This window comes from Psychrobacter immobilis, from assembly GCF_904846175.1.
In the GTDB taxonomy this organism is placed as follows: domain Bacteria; phylum Pseudomonadota; class Gammaproteobacteria; order Pseudomonadales; family Moraxellaceae; genus Psychrobacter; species Psychrobacter immobilis_E.
The window spans coordinates 120584-135680 of record NZ_CAJGZM010000005.1 but is presented as its reverse complement, the minus strand read 5'-3'; the positions used below and the strand labels follow the sequence as shown (position 1 = coordinate 135680).

The following is a 15097-nucleotide window of genomic DNA, read 5'->3' as shown; positions in this document are numbered from 1 at the left end:
GGGTTAAGCTTGGTCGCGTAAGCCCCAAATTAAATAAGTTAAACATGGCTACGCGCCATGCAGTATAAATAATCATTGGCATTTGTAGCACTATTCTTCATCATAAGGATAACATCATGAATGAATTTGAAAATGAAATGGAAACCTCTAGCGCTGAGCTAGGATCTGAAACGAAGCCGAAGTTGGCGTTTATTGACGATGAACAACGTATTTTACGTTCGATGAAACTGTTGTTTCGTAAAACGCATGACGTTTTTATCACTACTGACCCGACTGAGTATATCGACTATATCAAAAACAATCACGTACACGTCGCGGTCAGTGACCAACGTATGCCTGAGCGTGTCGGCGTTGATATCTTGCGTGAAGTCAAAGAAGCATCGCCGTCTACCATGCGCATTTTATTAACCGGCTACGCTGATTTGAATGCCATTATCGGCTCTATTAACGATGGTGAGATTTATCGTTATTTGACTAAACCTTGTAAATCTGAGGAGCTACTTGCGGTCATCGGTCGCGCCACCGAAATTGCTTTGACCTATAACCCAGATGAAGACGCTGAGCAATTCGACAGCTCAGGCAACAAGCAAACGCTATTGGTCATCGATGAGACCAACGATCTGATTGAGCAAATACGTAAGCAATTTTCTAACAGTTATAGAGTATTGCATGCTAAAGGCTTGGAAGAAGCTTACGATTATTTGGCGAATGAAGATATCGGCGTGTGTATTACCGACATCAATGTCAGCGGCGAAAATATCGCGCCGATTATCTTTACCTTAAAACAAGATGCGCCGCACTTGGTGGTCTTGGTACAGACTGAGTTCCAAGATGCGGGTTTGCTCATTGATTTGATTAATAAAGGTCAGGTCTATCGCTGCTTACCAAAACCAATGCGCGCCAGCCTACTTGAGATTAGCGTCAATCGTGCATTCCAACATCATGCAAAACTCAAAGCCAGCCCTGAATTGGTCAAACGTTATGAAGTCGAACATGATCCTGAAAACGACGTGCGTATTGATTTAAGCAGTCGCGTACGTAGTCTGATTGGTAAATTGCGTAAGCGTTTTTCTTTATAAATGTAAAAAAAGTCAAGTAAGCTCAAGAAATTACTATCTCAATAAATAAAACCTCTATTTCAACTTGAAGTAGAGGTTTTTTACTGTGCGCTTTTTGACGTGATTTTTGACTAAATGCTGCAACGTGCTACATTAAGCGGATAACTATGTCAGCCTATTTAAAATACAAAACCATTTAAAACGTAATCTATTTAAAATAACAATGAGATAAGGAATCATCATGCAAGCGGTTTTTTTAGACAAAGGTACTTTCTCTGACAATGTCGACTTGCCAGCACCCGCCGGCGTTACTGACTACATTACCTACGATGATACGCCTCGGGAGCTGATTATTGAGCGCTGTCAAGATGCCGACATTATTTTTACCAACAAAGTCCAAATCAGCGCTGACATCATCGCCAATTTGCCCAAGCTTAAGCTTATCCAACTGACCGCAACTGGTATGAATAACGTCGATCAAGACGCTTGTACTAAGCATAATATCGCGCTATATAACGTCGCCGGTTACGCGGTCAAAAGCGTGCCCGAGCATACCTTTATGCTGATGCTAACTGCCATGCGCGCCGGTATTCACTATCATGAAAAAGTCGCTGATGGTACGTGGGCAAACAATGGTAATTTTTGCTTGCTCGATATACCGCTGATAGATTTGGAAGATAAGACGCTTAGTATTATTGGTGTTGGTCACATTGGAAAACGCGTCACCGAAATCGCCCGCGCCTTTGGTATGACGGTATTGTGGGCGGAGCACCAAGGGCGTACGCCGCGTAATGATGACTACATGGCGTTTGATGAAGTACTGGCGCAGTCTGATGTATTAAGCTTACATTGCCCATTAAACGAGCAAACCAAGCATTTGATTAATAAAGACACCTTGGCGAAGATGGTTAAGCAGCCGTTGATTGTTAACGTCGCCCGTGGCGGTATCGTCGATAGCCAAGCGCTGACCGATGCGATTAACAACCAGCAAATTATCGGTTATGCCACCGATGTATTTGAGCAAGAGCCGATTGTCAAAGACGACCCTTTATTAACCCTTGCTAATCATCCGCGGGTGATATTTAGTCCGCACAACGCGTGGGGCAGCAAGAGTGCGCAAGAAATCCTATGGCAAATATTAAGCAAGCAAGTCTCAGAATTTATCGATAAGCATTAAAAGATAACCACTAATAAAGATTAACGACTAAAGCGTAACCAATCGTCTTTTATTTTACGATATTTTAGCATCACGCGGTCACTCAGATAATTATTGGTGACCCGCCAAGGATAGATGTCGCCTTGTTTCGGTAGCTCATGTTGCGCGCGCTGCACATAACCTGCCGCTAGCGCACCCATGACCGTATCTGGCTGCGTATGCGCCTCGCTATGTGCAGTTTTTGCTTGCGGTAATGCCACCTGATAACGGTGCTTATGCATATGGTTGAGCAAGCGCAGCACATACTGACAAGCCAAGTCAATTTTTAGCGTCCACGAAGCATTGGTATAACCAAATAGCGCCACCATATTTGGCACGCCTTCAATCATCACCGCCTTATAGGTCATGCGCGAGCCGATATCGATTGCTTGCCCATCAATATATACTTTAGCGCCGCCAAGCATTTGCAGCTTTAGCCCCGTTGCGGTCACAATAATATCAGCATCGAGGTGTTTACCAGAATCAAGCATGATGCCAGTTTTGGTAAAGTGGCTGATTTGGTCGGTCACCATGGCGGCTCTGTTGCCATGTAATGCCATAAATAAATCACTGTCTGGCACCGCACAAAGCCGCTCATCCCACGGATTATAAGCAGGCATAAAGTGCGCAATATCAACATCGCTGCCCTTTAATTCGGTTTTAACGCCACGTTTTAATAATGCTTTCATCACCTTTGGCGCAAACACAGCCGCTCGATAAGTCCCCTGTTGCATCAACACATTACGCGCACGCAGTAGCTTATAAGCTTGCGTTTTTGATAATGGCGAAAACTTACCTGCCAACCAATCAAGCGCATAATCATCGCCCGGTACACTTGCTACATAGGTTGGCGACCGTTGTAGCATGGTGACGTGCTGCGCGCATTGCTCGCCCGCCTCGTCCACTAGCGCTGGTAATAACGTCATCGCTGTCGCACCACTACCAATAATGACGACTTTTTTATCGTCATAATCAACATTTTGCCAATGCTGCGGATGGACGATTTCACCTTGAAAATCTGCTTCATTTTCAAAAATAGGGCGATAACCTTGCTCATAATCATAGTAGCCTGTGGCACCCACGACAAACTTTGCCGTTAAGGTAAATACCTCACCACTTACATGATTTTTTACCGTCGCTGTCCACTGCTGGTTATGGCTTGACCAAGACAGCTGCTGAACCTCATGCTGATAGCGGATATGCTCAGTGACACCAAACTCGCGCGCCGTATCGGCAATATATTTTTTAATATCATCGCCTTTTGCCAATACCCGATGGTCCAACCAAGGTCTAAAACTATAACCAAAGGTCAAGGCATCAGAGTCGGAACGAATACCAGGATAAGTAAACAAATCCCAAGTACCACCCAAGTCTGCGCGTTTTTCTAATACCACAAAGCGCTGTGTGCCTTTTTTCTGCTTCTTTTTTACTAGCTGTTTTAAGTGACTTGGACTTTTATGGCCAAACAGCGCTTTGTACTTTTGCTGCTGTAATCGACACGCCATACCGATACCGGCAATACCAGCGCCGATAATAAGCACCTCACAATCGACTGGCATATTTGAGGTTGCTGGCGATGATTTGGACTTAAAGCGCTCTTTAAGCGCATTTTTGGCGGTATTCATATCAAGCATAATACGTTCCTTGTTTTTGCATGATGGGTTTTAATTTGTATGATGGCTTTTATATAATCAGTGTAATAGCAAGCCACTTAAAAAGGACTTGGGCTTTCCCAATCCATCCACGCGCCAAGTGTAGGATGTTTAAGTCGCAATTGTTGGGCATGTAAATTGAGCCGTGGCGCAATGGTTAATGCCGCACCTTCGGCGTAAATTGGGTCGCCAATCATCACATGACCGATGTGCACCATATGCACGCGCAGCTGATGACTGCGACCGGTCACAGGCTTTAGCAGCACGCGCGTGACGGTTTGACCGTTGCATTCTTCATGCGCCAGTACTTCATATAGTGTTAATGCATGCTTAGACCAATTAGGATCGACGATATGACGCGGTTTGGTTGTAGGCTCATAACGTACTGGCACCGATATCTTCCCTTTAGTACCGACGCTTTGCCATTGACCAAATACTCGTGCCTGATAGCTTTTTTGCGGTAATCGATTAATAAACTGCTTACTGATATTGGTTTGTGCCGCCGCATTTTTAGCAAAAATCAGTAGCCCTGAGGTATCCATATCTAGACGATGAATCAACTTAACCGCCGGATTGGCGCGCTCAAGCCGCGCCAATAAACTCACCTTGAGCGTTTTACCATCGACACTCAATAAGCCTGCAGGCTTATCGACGACCCAAACATCATCATCCTCATAAACGGTCACAGCTTGCGCAAATTCTTGAAAAAACTCCAGTGGATACGCATTTTCTTCAGCGTTGAGGGCGTCTATTTTTTTATCAGTAAAAGGCATAAAATTTAGCTACTTATAGTAATGGGTTATATATTGATAAGGTTTTGATATTCATTAACTTCAATACCAAAGCCATTGTTAATAAAACTACTCTTAATTTTGGATAAAATTCACTTTGAACAAAATCGACTTTGAATGACCTATTAAATATAATAATAAATCAGTATTTGACCAGTATTAAAAGCGACGACTGGATTTGCGTTAAAAATGACGACAGCGATGACAAGTGACAGATAAAACATAACCTGTATCGTTATGTTTCGATTTATTGTGCTAATAGTAATTGTTAAACAATTTAACCGGCCTGCGTCTGTCAACTTTGAGCAAACATGTTAATATAATGGCAGAATTTCACCCCTGGTTAACCATTCTTTAGCCACTCATCTGTTTAATATGACCCTCATATTTATATCGATGGTTGGTACTAGAAATAATAAAACAAGAGAGATAAATTATGTCAGACCTTATTGTTAACACCACCGATGCAAACTTTGACCAAGATGTACTACAATCAGACGTGCCAGTTCTAGTAGACTTTTGGGCAACTTGGTGTGGTCCTTGTAAAGCCATTGCGCCTATTTTAGAAGATTTAGCGACTGAGTACCAAGGTAAAGTTAAAATCGTTAAAGTCGACGTTGATAATAACCCACAAGCGGCTAGCCGTTTTGGTATTCGCAACATTCCTACCTTATTTGTCTTTAAAGACGGCGAAAAAGTCGATTCAGTGATGGGTCTGCAGCCAAAAGCAGCATTGGCAGCCGTACTAGATAAACATCTATAATCGTTTTCTAGTAGTTGTTTACTAAAAGGTTTTTATATAAAAACCGACATCAAAAAAGCCATTGTCTGCAGCAGATGATGGCTTTTTTGCTGCTTTTCTGAGCAAAAAACGAGATTATGCGAATTTTTTGGCAAAAATTATTGACAATGCCAGCCTGAAGGCCGTATAGTCTGCTGACAAGAGAAAACTAACTATTTTCCTAAGTGTCTTGTCGCTATTCTCCTCGTGTTTATCAACAAAAACACAATCGTCATTATAAAACACCACTACTGAACGCAATGATTAAACACAATTAATGATATTGAGTTTTTGACGCAGACTCTTATGTAGACTTCTTTATTTTTACCTCTTATGAGCGTGCCTATATTTCTTGCAACGCTTCCATAAGCTGGCACATAAAATCTATCCTACATAAACCCCAATGCTGTGTATATACCTGTATCGCCCTATACCCCCTTGTTTAATCAATGTCTTGATTTGTGCTGATAATGGCATCTCTCATCTGACCAACTGCTAATGACCTATCTATGAATCTTACTGAATTAAAGAAAAAATCAATCGCTGAGCTTTTGGCCATCGCCAAAGACATGGGTCTTGATAATATGGCGCGTAGCCGTAAACAAGACATTATATTTGCTATTTTAAAAACCCATGCCCGTAACGGTGAAGCCATTTATGGTGACGGTGTGCTTGAGGTTCTTCCTGATGGTTTTGGCTTTTTGCGCTCATCTGAAGGCTCTTATTTAGCAGGTCCTGACGATATCTATGTCAGCCCAAGTCAAATCCGTCGCTTTACCTTAAAGACTGGCGACAGTATCGCTGGCACCATTCGTCCACCAAAAGATTCTGAGCGTTATTTTGCGCTATTAAAAGTCGGTGAGATTAACTTTGATACGCCTGATCGCTCGCGTCATAAGCTGATTTTTGAGAACTTAACGCCGCTATTCCCTACTGAGCAGTTAAAACTTGAGCTGGGTAATGGTACAACTGAAGATTTGACTGGTCGTATTATTGACCTAATTGCACCGATTGGTAAAGGTCAGCGCTCGATTATCGTCGCCCCGCCAAAAGCTGGTAAAACGATGCTATTGCAGACCATCGCGCAATCGATTACCCGTAATAACCCTGAATGTTACTTAATCGTACTCTTGATTGATGAGCGTCCAGAAGAAGTCACTGAAATGGTACGTACCGTACGCGGTGAAGTCGTGGCCTCTACCTTTGATGAGCCGCCACAACGTCACGTCCAAGTGGCTGAAATGGTCATCGAAAAAGCAAAGCGTTTGGTTGAGCATAAACAAGATGTGGTCATTTTACTGGATTCCATTACTCGTCTTGCCCGCGCCTATAACACTGTGATTCCATCATCAGGTAAAGTATTGACCGGTGGTTTGGATGCCAATGCCCTTGAGCGTCCAAAACGCTTCTTTGGTGCGGCGCGTAACATCGAAGAAGGCGGCAGCTTGACCATTATTGCCAGTGCACTGATTGATACGGGTAGTAAAATGGACAGCGTTATCTTTGAAGAATTCAAAGGAACCGGTAACCAAGAGATTACCCTTGAGCGTGACTTGGCTGAAAAACGCGTCTTCCCAGCGATTAATATCAAAAAATCGGGTACGCGCCGCGAAGAGCGCCTGCTTGATGAAGACAAGCTACGTAAAGTTTGGATTTTACGTAAACTGCTTCAACCAATGGATGGCGTCCAAGCGACTGAGTTCTTGCTAGACCGTCTAAAAGAAGCAAAGACTAACGACGAGTTCTTTGAGCAAATGAAACGTAAATCACAAAACTAATTGATAGTCGTATTTTATTAACTTGATTAGATAATGAATATGCAAAAATAAAGACTGCCTTAGGGCGGTCTTTTTTATTTTTCAAATGCTCGTTTAAAGACTTTCTTCTTATAGTTTTAAAAACCATCAACTATTTTAGAAATAGCTATGATAGTCCTTAAAAAGAGTTAGCGGACTTTCATTATTAATACAATGACTGTGAGCAAAAGCCCTACCGACGATATAGTAAAGCAACATACTTTACAGATTATTTGCAAAGATTAGCCTTTTTACTACGACTAGAAAGAGATAAACAGGCTATTATGCAAAGTAGTACAGACATATTTAGATACATCCTGTATATTGGATTTCAAACTTGACGACTTAATAGGTGACACCATGAAATTTGCTAAAACTTTTGCACTAACAGCTATTGCTAGCTCTGCTCTTATGATGGGCGGTTGTGCTAATAACGGTTATGGTTATAACTCTGGCTTAAACAACACTGCTAAAGGCGCAGCCGCTGGTGCAGCTGCTGGTGCCCTTCTTAAAAGTGGCAGCAATAGTAAAGGTATTGCGCGCGGTGCCTTAGGTGGTGCTGCAATTGGTGGCGCTGGTGCGTACATTCTTGACCAAACTCGCCGCTAATTTATTTTAAGATTTTAATAGCTATCTTATAAGATTTTATATTACGAAATTTTCAGCTATTAAAGCAAAAAGCCTGCAATTAAATTGCAGGCTTTTTTATGCTTATCAATTACGCAAGACTTTTACAATACTCTAGTGCTTATAGGGCTCCACTAAAAGTATCGCAAGATTGAATATTGCCACTTTCTAATCCACGAGTAAACCACTGAACGCGCTGCTGGCTGGTGCCATGAGTAAAGTTATCAGGAACTACCTCACCACCACTGGCACGCGCTAAGCGATCATCACCGATTTGACCAGCAGCGTTAATAGCTTCATCGATGTCGCCCGCCTCTAAGAACTGCACTCGCTCTTGATTACGCTGTGCCCAAACGCCGGCAAAACAATCCGCTTGTAGTTCTTGCAATACCGACAGCTTATTGGCTTGGGCGCGCGTCACTTGACGGCTCGCTTCATTTACTTGCTGGGTAATACCTAACAAGGTTTGTACATGATGACCAACTTCATGAGATATGACATACGCTTGAGCGAAATCTCCCGCTTTTCCTTGATTTTCACTATCACCAGAGCCTTGCTCATCGCCAGTAATGCCTAAGTTTTGGCGCATTTCTACAAAGAAAGACGTATCCAAATACACCGTTTGATCGCCTGGGCAATAAAAAGGTCCGGTTGCCGCACTAGCGCTACCACAAGCGGAACTGACTTGCCCATTAAATAAAATCAGTGATGGCTCTTTATAAGTACTGCCCGCTTCATTAAATATTTGATGCCAAACTTCTTCCGTATCCGCCAATACTACTTTTACAAAGCGTGTATCACGATCATCGCTGGTTGCAGGCTCAGTAGAGGTATTACTGCCACCGCCCGCGACCACTTGCCCTGTTTGTAGTGCGGTCATCGGATTGACCCCAAATACCAACCATAAAATACCAGCGATAATAATACCGCCGATACCGCCACCTATCATCTTACCACCGCCAGTGCTTGTGCGTACATTGGAGCTACCGCGTCTGTCTTGCCATTTCATACTGTTTCTCCTAAAAAATACGATAGATATTGCTATACATATCGTCGTTAGTGCTGTTATATAGTTATGGATATTAGATAATATTGCGCCCAATCCCTTGATTGCATATTTTATTTTACCGCTTTTAATTTTTTATTGACCATTAGCAGTAAAAAAAGAGATCAAACCGTGCTTCTGAAGTCCATGCTAATGGATTCCTAAAGATTAATTTCTTATCACTTTTATTAATAGCTTTTACAAATACCATTACTATTTATACCTTGCTAATATTCATCATTCAATAGCTATATTTGACAGTATTTGTACTAACAATAGTCAAAAAATGGGTATAAAATAGCATCCTAGTCATTAGAGAAAACCTTTTATAGGAAAGCTCTTAAATCACACTGATGTCATTGATTATACGTCGATTAATTTGGCTAGTTGTATTAAAAATTATAGTAAATAGGCAAAGTAAAACCTTATTTACAATTTTATTGTTACTTAATTGTACAGGCCCTTTCTATCTAGAAAGAAATCATATAGAATGCGTGGAAGCTGAGTAGCTGTGATTAATACTAGTTGAATTCTGAGACATCTTGGATATTCAACCTTTTTTGCTGCTACTGATCATTTCATTTTCCCGGAGAAAACCTTATGAACTTAAAATTACTTGCTCTAGCTGGTATCATGACTGCAACTATGGGCCTTACTGCCTGTGATAGCAACAAAGAAAACGCTGCTGAAGATTTATCTGACGCGAAAGAAGAAGTAACTGACGCGCAAGAAAATCTAGACCAAGCTGCTGTTGAAGGCGAAGCTGTTCCTGCTGATGCTGTTGAAGCTGTAGACGCTGCTTCAGCTGACATCGCTGATGCACAAGCTAATACTGCTACTAACGAAATCGATGCTGAAGTACCTGTAGACGGTACTACTACTAGCGTTGACGTAGCTAGCGAAACTCCTGCAGTTGACGCAGCTGACGAAGTTGTAGTTGAAGAACCAGCTCAGTAATTTTTATTTTTCATAATAAAAATACTGCAGTGAAAAAAGAGAGCTTAGGCTCTCTTTTTTTATGTCTGTTATTTAGGATTCTATCAGCTTTTAAAAGTTTAAGCGAAAAAGGGAATAGGTAAAAAATACGTTAAGCTATGGCGCTAAAATAACCGGATAGTATTCATTACCCTATCTGTTAATTCCTTGGCTTTATAAATCTAAAAAGCCAATAAGATGACTTTAATCATCGCTATTGGCTCAACAGAAATAACCTATTAACAAAACTTACTCATCAAATAAGCGCTCATCCACCTGCTGACGAAATTTTTGACCAGTTTTAAAGGTGACGACGCGGCGTGCCGATACTGCAACAGGCTCACCTGTCTTTGGGTTACGACCGGGACGGCTATTTTTATCTTTAAGCTCGAAGTTGCCAAAGCCTGAAAGCTTGACCTCTTTGCCATCAATCAAACTCTCTGACAACTCATCAAAAAAGTTCTCCACCAAACAGCGGCCTTCTTGACGTGTCAGATTCAGATGACTCATCAAATGCTCAATCATGTCAGATTTGGTTAAGGTGCTCACAGTACGACTCCTATGCTATGTCGTGATGTCGAATATCATGGTTTAGCGGTATGAAGATTAATGTTAGCTATTATAAAGGTTTTTTGCCGTCATTTTAATAAAATCCTTTATTAATAACCACTTAACGTAATTTATGTATAAAAATATCTATTAGTTATGTGTTTCTACCAATAGCAAAGCGCCATAGCCTCACTTATCAGGAGGCTATAGGGAACTTTATATTTTTATGAGTAGATATTAGCTGTCACGCAACTGGGCAGCATGCTGTTCGGTTAGGGCTTGCACTACCTTATCGGTTGCTGCTTTTACCGCTTCATCAGATAGTGTCTGCGTTCTGTCCTGCCATATCAAAGCAAAAGCCAATGAACGCTGACCGGTTGGCACTTTATCACCTTGATAAACATCAAATAGCCATAAATCTGTCAATAGTTCACCAGCTACCGCGCGTATCGTCGACTGCAAAGTCTGTAAGCTAATATCGCTATCGACTAAGATGGCAATATCACGACGTACTTGCGGGAATTTGCTTGGGGTGGTGATGGCATGCTGCTCACGTACAAGAGTCAGTAGCGGCGCAAGTGCTAATTGAGCCACCCAAGTAGCTGGCAAATCTAACTGCTTGGCCGTATTAGGATGCAGTTGACCCAACCAACCAACATATTGGTCATCGATATAGAGTTTGGCGCTTTGACCAGGATGCAAGAAGGCAAGCTCACTACGCTCATAACGGATACGCGCACTATCCACTTGCGCAGGTAATAACTGCTCAATATCATGCTTAAGATCATAAAAGTCTAAGTCGCGGTTTTGATACGCTTGCTCGTCCCAAATATCACCGACTGCGACCAAAGCAATACTTGGTGTTTGTACCAATTCGCTAATACTTTGACCAACGAAGCTAAGACCCGTTTCGAAGAAACGTACCCGTGGCTGCTGGCGATTTAAGTTGTATTGCACACAAGGTAATAAGCTTGACAGCAAAGTACGGCGCATTACTGCTAAATCACTAGAGATAGGATTGGCCAGTGCCAACACTTCTCCTAGTGCTTTGTCATCGAGCAAAGCTTCTATTTTTGCATCACTAAAGCTAAAGCTTATCGCTTCCATATAACCGTTATCGACCAGCGCCAGCTTCATTTGGTGAGTCAGGTCCGCCGTATCGTCATAATCCATACTGACTTGCAAATGCGGCAATACGCTTGGAATATTATCATAACCATAAATACGGGCAATCTCTTCAATCAAATCTTCTTTGATACTCATATCAAAACGATATGATGGCGGCGTGCAAAGCAGGCTATCTGCTTGCTGCTCGACCTCAAAGCCTAATTGAGTCAAAATACGCACCATGACTGCTGGCTCAATCTCGATACCGATGACATCACGAACTTTAGTGATTGGCAAGGTAATGGGCGCACGTGCTGGCAGGTTTTCATTACTTTCTGCTTTTACTATTTGCCCCGCTTGACCACCAGTAACGCTAGTAATCAAATCACAAGCGCGTGCCAGTGCTAGCTCTGGTAATTCAAAGTCTACCCCGCGCTCAAAACGTTGTGAGGCATCCGTATGCAGACCAAAACGGCGTGCGCGTGCAGCAATAGCTAACTGATTAAAGAAGGCACTCTCTAACACAATATTGGTGGTACTATCGGTGACACTGCTACGTTGACCGCCCATGATACCAGCAAGTGCAAGCGCGCCTTTATCATCAGCAATGACCAATTCATCACCGGTTAGAGTAATGGTTTGCTCATTTAATAAGGTAATGGTCTCGCTAGGCTCTGCCAAACGAACCACGATATCACCAACAATGGTATCAGCATCAAACGCATGTAGCGGTTGACCCAACTCCATCAACACATAGTTGGTCACATCGACCAAGAAGTTGTGCGAACGTAACCCTGACTGCACTAGTGCATCTTGCATCCACTTTGGTGTATCGATGCTACGATCAATATTGCTAATCGACTGTAATAAATAACGTGGGCACGCCTCAACCGCACTAACGGTGACAGCAAGAGTTGCGCCGTTATCCGTCACCGCTACATTAGTTGGAATCTCAGGCGGCTGCATCGGCAAATCGTTAATGACTGAAATTTCGCGCGCAATTCCGCGTACGCTAAAGCAATCACCACGGTTTGGGGTAATAGAGATATCTAAGATTTGATTGTCTAAACCCAAATACTCACGAATATCCATGCCAATCGGCGCATCAGCTGGCAACTCAAGCAGACCATCGATGCTATCGGTTAAGTCAATTTCAGACGCACCGCAGAGCATACCATTAGAGTCGACACCGCGTAGGTTACCATTTTTAATTTTAAAACCTTTTGCATCATCGCTTGGCAACACTGCACCGACGGTCGCAACAGGTGCTTTCATACCGATAGTCACATTGGGTGCACCGCAAACAATTTGTAATGGCTCAGCTGCACCAATATTAACCTGAGTCACGCGTAATTTGTCGGCATCTGGATGCTGCTCGACGCTGATAACTTCACCAACCACCACACCGCTAAAGGCGCGGGCGACTGCAAAGCGATCATCAATCTCTAGCCCTGCCATCGTAAGTTGTTCAGCCAATTGCTCACTGCTATTGTTGGGATTTACCCATTGACGTAGCCACTGTTCGCTAATTTTCATAAATATCTCGGATCAGAATTTTATAATAAAGATTTTGAATTAAAGGTTTGACGATTAATAATGAAAATCTAGCCAAACTGCTTTAAAAAACGTACGTCGTTTTGGAAAAATAAGCGCAAATCATCAATACCGTAATACAGCATCGCAAAGCGCTCAATACCCATCCCAAAAGCAAAGCCAGTGTATTTATCGCTATCAATACCGCAGTTGGTCAGCACTTGTGGATGCACCATACCGCAGCCCATGACCTCAAGCCATTTGCCATTATCATCGAGGATATCGACTTCAGCAGAAGGCTCAGTGAATGGAAAAAATGACGGACGGAAACGCACGGTCAGTTCTTTGGCAAAGAACGCCTCTAAAAATTCACTAATTAAACCTTTTAACTCAGCAAAGGTACTCGACTCGGTAACCATCAAACCTTCTAGCTGATGGAACATCGGTGAGTGGGTTTGATCGGAATCATTACGATAGACGCGACCGGGGCAAATAATGCGAATCGGTGGTTCGTTCTTTTCCATGGTACGAATCTGTACTGGGCTGGTGTGCGTACGTAGTAGATAGTGCGCATCAAAATAGAAGGTGTCATGCATCGCACGTGCTGGGTGATGCGACGGAATATTAAGCGCTTCAAAATTATAATAGTCGCTCTCAACTTCAGGGCCAGTAGCGACATTAAAACCTGCTTGTATAAAATACTGCTGCATACGCTGGGTAATCATCGTCACTGGATGCAAATGACCTTTTTGACCACCACGAGCTGGTAAAGTGATATCAATACTCTCGCTCGCAAGCTTGGCATTTAATGCTGCGACTTCTAGCTGCTGCTGCTGCGCTGTTAACGCATCTTGAATACGGCTACGCACTTCATGTAACCAGCCGCCGTAAGTTTTTTTATCATCGCTACTCAGTTTCCCCATCTGCTTCGACCAGACAGTTAAGGGGCTCTTTTTACCCGTCAGCTGCACACGCAAATCTTGCAGTGCACGCACATCCGTCAGTTGTAGAACCAATGCTTCAGCGGCACTGGCAAACTCACTCAGCTGAGCTTCAGTTAGCTCGCTTAGCTCGGTGGACAAGGTCGGTAGCGCCGACAAATCGGTGGTAGCAGCAGGGTTAGTCATAAGACGCATTCTTCCTGATTTAAACGGACTATTAATTATAGTGATAGGTAATTGTAGGGATTTGACCAAATATTGCAAACCATTTACCCATTCATTTTAATATAAGGGCGAGTTATATGAATGGCTTGAATATTTAGACAATGAGAAGCGCAACTTGAGAAAAAAATACTGCATCTTAACAATAATAAAACTGGCAATAAAATAATTTAATATAAAAAAAGCCACCGACCAGCGGTAGCTTTTATTAATATCGCACTATTAATCAATATTATCCCTATCCATATAGATAACCACTTAGAAAAAATTACTTATAAATAAGCACTTGGCAAGCAGACTATCCTAAAGGACGGTTAATATTTATGCTAGTTCCGCTTTTGCTTTTTCAACCAATGCTGTGAAAGTCGCTGCATCATGCATAGCGATGTCAGCAAGTACGCGACGATCGATTGCAATGTTAGCTTTTTTCATGCCATTGATAAAGCGGCTATAGCTTAAGCCGTTTAAGCGTGCACCAGCATTGATACGTGCAATCCAAAGACGACGGAAAGTACGTTTTTTGTTGCGACGGTCACGATAAGCATACTGACCAGCTTTGGTCACTGCTTGTACCGCTACGCGGTAAACACGTGAACGGGCACCGTAGTAGCCTTTTGCGCGTTTTAGGATTTTTTTGTGACGACGATTCGCCTGTACACCACGTTTTACACGGGCCATAAATTACTCCAAGATTTCTTTAATTACTGTTAAGCGAGTCACGATGTCATTAAATAGTTGAATAACAGACATCGTTATCAGATTGCAAAGTCAGGTACTTTTAATTCAGTAGCTATTAATTAAACAGCGCTTAATTAAAGATAAATG

The 15097-nt window shown here is 42.5% G+C and carries 13 protein-coding genes; 6 read left to right on the top strand and 7 right to left on the bottom strand.

All coding sequences use genetic code 11. From position 1 onward, the window contains the following. Window positions 1-116: 116 nt before the first annotated feature. Together JMW39_RS08895 and JMW39_RS08890 are read left to right on the top strand one after the other, a co-directional pair. The gene (locus JMW39_RS08895) at window positions 117-1079 is read left to right on the top strand and encodes a response regulator (protein WP_201546070.1); all 963 of its coding nucleotides are present in this window, start codon (window positions 117-119) and stop codon (window positions 1077-1079) included. Window positions 1080-1299: 220 nt separating this feature from the next. Continuing rightward, complete coding sequence (locus JMW39_RS08890) at window positions 1300-2235, top strand: D-2-hydroxyacid dehydrogenase (RefSeq protein ID WP_201546069.1); 936 nt, start codon at window positions 1300-1302, stop codon at window positions 2233-2235. A 20-nt stretch (window positions 2236-2255) separates the two neighbouring features. Here JMW39_RS08890 and JMW39_RS08885 read toward each other — a convergent pair whose 3' ends face one another. Beyond that, the gene (locus JMW39_RS08885) at window positions 2256-3812 is read right to left on the bottom strand and encodes a flavin-containing monooxygenase (protein ID WP_413786227.1); all 1557 of its coding nucleotides are present in this window, start codon (window positions 3810-3812) and stop codon (window positions 2256-2258) included. 152 nt (window positions 3813-3964) lie between these two features. Beyond that, complete coding sequence (locus JMW39_RS08880; protein ID WP_201546066.1) at window positions 3965-4678, bottom strand: RluA family pseudouridine synthase; 714 nt, start codon at window positions 4676-4678, stop codon at window positions 3965-3967. 454 nt (window positions 4679-5132) lie between these two features. Between JMW39_RS08880 and trxA the strand changes: the two genes are divergently transcribed. The 3 genes from trxA to JMW39_RS08865 all read left to right on the top strand — a co-directional run bounded on the left by trxA (window position 5133) and on the right by JMW39_RS08865 (window position 7882). Next, window positions 5133-5459, top strand: a complete 327-nt coding sequence (gene trxA, locus JMW39_RS08875; protein ID WP_183620986.1) for a thioredoxin — start codon at window positions 5133-5135, stop codon at window positions 5457-5459. 527 nt (window positions 5460-5986) lie between these two features. Then, window positions 5987-7255, top strand: coding sequence for a transcription termination factor Rho (rho, locus tag JMW39_RS08870; protein WP_201546064.1), 1269 nt, complete (start codon window positions 5987-5989; stop codon window positions 7253-7255). A 378-nt stretch (window positions 7256-7633) separates the two neighbouring features. Beyond that, on the top strand, window positions 7634-7882 hold the full coding sequence (locus JMW39_RS08865; protein WP_201546062.1) for a hypothetical protein: 249 nt from the start codon (window positions 7634-7636) through the stop codon (window positions 7880-7882). Window positions 7883-8021: 139 nt separating this feature from the next. Here the strand turns inward: JMW39_RS08865 and JMW39_RS08860 are convergent, their stop codons facing one another. Continuing rightward, window positions 8022-8909 carry a neutral zinc metallopeptidase gene (locus tag JMW39_RS08860; protein WP_201546060.1) on the bottom strand — a complete coding sequence of 296 codons (888 nt, stop codon included), beginning with the start codon at window positions 8907-8909 and terminating at the stop codon, window positions 8022-8024. A 636-nt stretch (window positions 8910-9545) separates the two neighbouring features. Here JMW39_RS08860 and JMW39_RS08855 point away from each other — a divergent pair. Beyond that, the gene (locus tag JMW39_RS08855; RefSeq protein WP_201546058.1) at window positions 9546-9902 is read left to right on the top strand and encodes a hypothetical protein; all 357 of its coding nucleotides are present in this window, start codon (window positions 9546-9548) and stop codon (window positions 9900-9902) included. Window positions 9903-10169: 267 nt separating this feature from the next. On the opposite strand, the gene JMW39_RS08850 is transcribed toward JMW39_RS08855, so the two are convergent. The 4 genes from JMW39_RS08850 to rplT form a co-directional block, all read right to left on the bottom strand. Further along, window positions 10170-10469, bottom strand: coding sequence for an integration host factor subunit alpha (locus JMW39_RS08850; protein WP_079692789.1), 300 nt, complete (start codon window positions 10467-10469; stop codon window positions 10170-10172). A gap of 237 nt (window positions 10470-10706) precedes the next feature. Continuing rightward, entirely contained in the window at window positions 10707-13112 is a 2406-nt protein-coding gene (gene pheT / locus JMW39_RS08845; RefSeq protein ID WP_201546056.1) for a phenylalanine--tRNA ligase subunit beta, read from the bottom strand. A 68-nt stretch (window positions 13113-13180) separates the two neighbouring features. Further along, window positions 13181-14236 (bottom strand): phenylalanine--tRNA ligase subunit alpha, encoded by a 1056-nt coding sequence (pheS, locus tag JMW39_RS08840; protein WP_201546054.1) that lies wholly within the window; start codon window positions 14234-14236, stop codon window positions 13181-13183. Window positions 14237-14593: 357 nt separating this feature from the next. Beyond that, on the bottom strand, window positions 14594-14950 hold the full coding sequence (gene rplT / locus JMW39_RS08835; protein ID WP_011281252.1) for a 50S ribosomal protein L20: 357 nt from the start codon (window positions 14948-14950) through the stop codon (window positions 14594-14596). Window positions 14951-15097: the final 147 nt, after the last annotated feature.

Excerpts from the sequence above, each read along its gene's own strand:
- JMW39_RS08890 (WP_201546069.1), top strand. The coding sequence starts at position 1,300 with ATGCAAGCGGTTTTTTTAGACAAAGGTACTTTCTCTGACAATGTCGAC.
- JMW39_RS08855 (WP_201546058.1), top strand. The coding sequence starts at position 9,546 with ATGAACTTAAAATTACTTGCTCTAGCTGGTATCATGACTGCAACTATG.
- rplT (WP_011281252.1), bottom strand. The coding sequence starts at position 14,950 with ATGGCCCGTGTAAAACGTGGTGTACAGGCGAATCGTCGTCACAAAAAA.
- JMW39_RS08865 (WP_201546062.1), top strand. The coding sequence starts at position 7,634 with ATGAAATTTGCTAAAACTTTTGCACTAACAGCTATTGCTAGCTCTGCT.
- JMW39_RS08885 (WP_413786227.1), bottom strand. The coding sequence starts at position 3,812 with ATGCCAGTCGATTGTGAGGTGCTTATTATCGGCGCTGGTATTGCCGGT.
- trxA (WP_183620986.1), top strand. The coding sequence starts at position 5,133 with ATGTCAGACCTTATTGTTAACACCACCGATGCAAACTTTGACCAAGAT.
- JMW39_RS08895 (WP_201546070.1), top strand. The coding sequence starts at position 117 with ATGAATGAATTTGAAAATGAAATGGAAACCTCTAGCGCTGAGCTAGGA.
- pheS (WP_201546054.1), bottom strand. The coding sequence starts at position 14,236 with ATGACTAACCCTGCTGCTACCACCGATTTGTCGGCGCTACCGACCTTG.
- pheT (WP_201546056.1), bottom strand. The coding sequence starts at position 13,112 with ATGAAAATTAGCGAACAGTGGCTACGTCAATGGGTAAATCCCAACAAT.
- rho (WP_201546064.1), top strand. The coding sequence starts at position 5,987 with ATGAATCTTACTGAATTAAAGAAAAAATCAATCGCTGAGCTTTTGGCC.
- JMW39_RS08880 (WP_201546066.1), bottom strand. The coding sequence starts at position 4,678 with ATGCCTTTTACTGATAAAAAAATAGACGCCCTCAACGCTGAAGAAAAT.
- JMW39_RS08860 (WP_201546060.1), bottom strand. The coding sequence starts at position 8,909 with ATGAAATGGCAAGACAGACGCGGTAGCTCCAATGTACGCACAAGCACT.